A 3,491-nucleotide genomic window follows, 5' to 3' on the forward strand; every position below is an offset into this window, starting at 1 on the left:
TGTTATCCCCAAACTTGGACGGGAACGAATCGCACGCAATGACATACTATAACTGCTGCTAGAAGCCGGGTTTCTCGAAGAAACCCGGCTTCTGGGTTATCTCCTAAACTTTGGCTTCTTCCTTCACTAACTTCTCCCAACCCAAGTCCTTCAGATTGTTATTCCGGCGCAAGGGACGGGTGACCAACTCCAGGATGTCGCGAGTATTCGTAAAGCCGTGGATTTGGGCAAACGTGAACTCAACTGACCACTTGGTAGTAATTCCCCGTGCTTCCATTGGGTTCGCGTGAGCCATTCCCGTAATTACTAAATCCGGTTTCAGGTCGTAAATCCGTTGAATTTGATTGTAATTGTCCGGTTTTTCCACAATATTGGGCAACGGCGCTCCCATCTCTTGACAGGTTTTTTCCAACAGCGCTAACTCCGCTCCTTGATAGCGCTTATCCATGTAGGGAATGCCGATTTCCTGGACAATCATACCGCAGCGAATTAGGAACCGGGCTTGGGAAATTTCTAATAAATTATCTCCCATGAAAAAGACCGATTTACCGCGCACCAATTGCAGATAATCTTCTACACTTTCCCAGATTTGCTGCTCCCGTTCTGCTAATCCTTTGGGTTCGATATTAAAGACGGAACAAATCTTTTCAATCCACGCTCTGGTTCCATCCGGGCCGATGGGGAAGGGTGCGCCAATTAACTTACACTTGCGCCGACGCATTAAGGTTGTGGCTGTGCGAGATAAAAAGGGGTTGACTCCAGAGACATAATAGCCTTCTTCTAATACCGGTAATTCGGTATAGCGTTTTGCGGGTAACCATCCGGAAACTTTGATGCCCTGGCGCTTTAATTCTAGGGTCAATTGGGTTACGATGGGGTCGGGAACGGAGCCGAATAAAACCAGAGGCGGATGGTCTACATATTCCGATTCTTCTTGAGCTACGTCTTCCTTTTTCTTGCCAAACGTGAGTAGGCGTTGAATGGCGTTGCGCTCTTCTTTTTCTTCCGGTTGTTCCACATTTTTCGGGCAGCGAGCCGCCATTGCTGCCAGGACGGTATCTTCTCCTTGGGTGAAGGCGTAGTCTAAGCCATTGGCGCGAGCAACGACGATGGGAATGCCGATTTCTGCTTCGAGTTTGGGAGCGAGACCTTCTAAGTCCATTTTGATGATTTCGGTGGTACAAGTCCCGATCCAAACTATAACAGAAGGGTTGCGATCGCGCTTAATCTGCAAGCACAACCGCTTCAATTCGTCATAATCGCTCAATTTAGCCGAAATATCGCCCTCCTCTAACTCCGCCATCGCATAGCGAGGTTCCGCGAAAATCATCACTCCCATGGCATTTTGCAGGAAATAGCCACAGGTTTTTGTGCCAATCACCAGAAAGAAACTATCTTCAATTTTCTGGTATAACCAGGCAACACAGCTAATGGGACAAAACGTATGATAATTGCCAGTTTCACACTCAAAATTGAGGGCACTGGTTTCCGGTTGTGCAACAGTCATAAGATATAAACCTAGATTTCAATCAGTTAACGTTATAGATCGTCATCTCCATCCGGTAACAAACGAGACACGCCCGTAGGTTGTCCGGGGGAAGAAATGGCGGGGGCTTCTCCATTCGGGTTTAACTCCCGCTCCGGGTCAAAATTCAAACCCAATACATCCACTAAGGCATCTTCATCCGCATTGAGCTTGAAGAAGGGAACCATCAAATTGCCCAATTTTGGCTCTAGGGCATTCACCACCCCTAAAATCAGGGAAGAAGCGGGTCTGCGTCCCCCATCCGGCGTTTTGTTGGACTTCACTTCCATTTGCAGAAGCAACCACGCTTTATTGGCTTGAAAGTAATCCAGCCATTTTTGGCGAATGGAAGCGGTAAAGTTATCGAAAAAAGCCATACTCACAGCAGTCAATCCAATAGCAAGGGTTTCGTTGAGCATGATACTGTTTTTCCGGCCGAACTGGGGATTTTGCCCTCTCCCTAAATCCCTTTTCTACGGGAGCTTGCCCTCTCCCTAAATCCCTCTCCCACGGGAGCTTGCCCTCTCCCTAAATCCCTCTCCCACGGGAGCTTGCCCTCATCCTCAGTCCCTCTCCCACGGGAGCTTGCCCTCTCCCTAAATCCCTCTCCCACGGGAGAGGGACTTATTTTTTCCCCTTCTCCCTTCGACTTCGCTCAGGGCAGCGCCTGCGGGAGAAGGGGTTAGGGGATGAGGGGAAAAGCGCCTAAACCATCATTAGTTCTAGTTCTTCCTCTTCTGTCTTTACCGCTTCTTTGGGAGGGTTGAGGTAGAAGTCGGAGAGCAGGGAGAATAGGTCGCGGTCTGCGGCATCTTTGGGAACAACGCCTTCGGGACGGGCCAGGATTTGGTCGGCGATGTTGAGATAATAGTTGGCAACGGGTTCTAGGGTGGGGTCGGTTTCGGCCATTTCAAAGATGGTTTTGCCTTTGACGCGGGAGATGCGGATATCTTCGATTAAGGGCAGAATCTCTAGGACTGGCATGGGAACGGATTCTACATATTTGTCGATGAGGTCGCGCTTGGAGGTGCGGTTACCGATGAGACCGGCTAATCGTAGGGGGTGGGTTCGGGCTTTTTCGCGCACGGAGGCGGCAATACGGTTGGCGGCAAAGAGGGCATCAAAGCCGTTGTCGGTGACAATCATGCAGTAGTCGGAGTAGTTGAGAGGAGCAGCAAAGCCACCGCAGACGACATCACCGAGTACGTCGAAGAGAATGATATCGTATTCGTCAAAGGCGTTGAGTTCTTTCAGTAGTTTTACGGTTTCGCCAACGACATAACCGCCACAGCCAGCTCCGGCGGGAGGGCCGCCTGCTTCTACACAGTCTACGCCACCATAGCCTTTGAATATGACATCTTCGGGCCAAACATCTTCGTAGTGGTAATCTTTGGCTTGCAAGGTATCAATGATGGTGGGAATCAGAAATCCGGTGAGGGTGAAGGTGCTGTCATGTTTGGGGTCGCAGCCGATTTGTAGCACTTTTTTACCCCGTTTGGCGAGGGCAACGGAGATGTTGCAGCTTGTAGTGGATTTGCCAATACCGCCTTTTCCATAGACTGATAGTTTCATAGGGCGCTCTCTCCTAATGGCTTTGAATAGCTTGTGTTTCTGGGTCTCGATCGCATTATCAACGAAGTGCCGAGCAAATCCAAGGGGCGATCGCAATGACTTAAGGTTTAATCGCTTGTTTTTAAGCTTTATCTGTTTTTATTGGGCTTCTATCTCTTCCAATTCTCTGTGAAGCTTTAAAATCTTATTTTAGATAATTTTTATGCTTGTTTTTTATAAAAAGTGGTTTAATAGACAAAAAGCCCTAATCCCCTAGCCCCTTCTCCCGTGGGAGAAGGGGGAAAGTCCCTCTCCCGTGGGAGAGGGATATAGGGAGAGGGCAAAAACCTTGGTGTTTCAGAAGAATGCAGTGCTACAAGTCATTGTTGCTCCTCATCCCCTAGCCCCTTCTCCC

The 3,491-nt window shown here is 49.0% G+C and carries 3 protein-coding genes; all 3 read right to left on the minus strand.

Features of this window, described 5'->3' with window-relative positions; all coding sequences use genetic code 11:
* Positions 1-103 precede the first annotated feature (103 nt).
* The 3 genes from PMG25_RS07430 to bchL all read right to left on the minus strand — a co-directional run bounded on the left by PMG25_RS07430 (position 104) and on the right by bchL (position 3,097).
* Positions 104-1,507: a ferredoxin:protochlorophyllide reductase (ATP-dependent) subunit N gene (locus PMG25_RS07430; protein WP_283766267.1), complete on the minus strand. Its 1,404-nt coding sequence runs from the start codon at positions 1,505-1,507 to the stop codon at positions 104-106.
* Positions 1,508-1,539: 32 nt separating this feature from the next.
* Positions 1,540-1,944: a DUF5331 domain-containing protein gene (locus PMG25_RS07435; protein ID WP_283766268.1), complete on the minus strand. Its 405-nt coding sequence runs from the start codon at positions 1,942-1,944 to the stop codon at positions 1,540-1,542.
* A 286-nt stretch (positions 1,945-2,230) separates the two neighbouring features.
* Complete coding sequence (bchL, locus tag PMG25_RS07440; RefSeq protein ID WP_283766269.1) at positions 2,231-3,097, minus strand: ferredoxin:protochlorophyllide reductase (ATP-dependent) iron-sulfur ATP-binding protein; 867 nt, start codon at positions 3,095-3,097, stop codon at positions 2,231-2,233.
* Positions 3,098-3,491 lie beyond the last annotated feature (394 nt).

Origin of the sequence: Roseofilum capinflatum BLCC-M114 (assembly GCF_030068505.1) — a bacterium.
Classification (GTDB): Bacteria; Cyanobacteriota; Cyanobacteriia; order Cyanobacteriales; family Desertifilaceae; genus Roseofilum; species Roseofilum capinflatum.

What these genes read in the sequence shown, in the direction of transcription:
- PMG25_RS07435 (WP_283766268.1), bottom strand. Translation starts at nt 1,944, where the DNA reads ATGCTCAACGAAACCCTTGCTATTGGATTGACTGCTGTGAGTATGGCT.
- PMG25_RS07430 (WP_283766267.1), bottom strand. Translation starts at nt 1,507, where the DNA reads ATGACTGTTGCACAACCGGAAACCAGTGCCCTCAATTTTGAGTGTGAA.
- bchL (WP_283766269.1), bottom strand. Translation starts at nt 3,097, where the DNA reads ATGAAACTATCAGTCTATGGAAAAGGCGGTATTGGCAAATCCACTACA.